This window comes from Bacillus sp. HY001 (assembly GCF_007558965.1).
Classification (GTDB): Bacteria; Bacillota; Bacilli; order Bacillales; family Bacillaceae_G; genus Bacillus_A; species Bacillus_A mobilis.
In genome coordinates, this window is record NZ_VLTE01000424.1 from 1 (window position 1) to 257 (window position 257).

Sequence of the window (257 nt, forward strand, 5' to 3'; positions counted from 1 at the left end):
ACCTTTTCGGCTTTAAAATCTCTTTTTAAATACCTTTCACAAAAAACTGAAGATGAATATGGGAATAGCTATCTTTCACGAAATGTAATGGATAAAATAGAATTACATAAAGAAAAAATAGATGCTGCAGCAAGAGCAGATGATGTAGCGAATATGATATTTAATAATAATGATGATGCTGCATTCCTGCGCTTTCTAGCAAACGATTATGAATTTATTCTGAAAGAAACTTCTACTCGTAAATACAATTACTTTTT

1 pseudogene is annotated in these 257 nt (G+C 29.6%); it reads left to right on the forward strand.

Features of this window, described 5'->3' with window-relative positions:
• Positions 1-257, forward strand: a pseudogene (locus tag FOT98_RS32080) (tyrosine recombinase XerS); the annotation flags it as partial.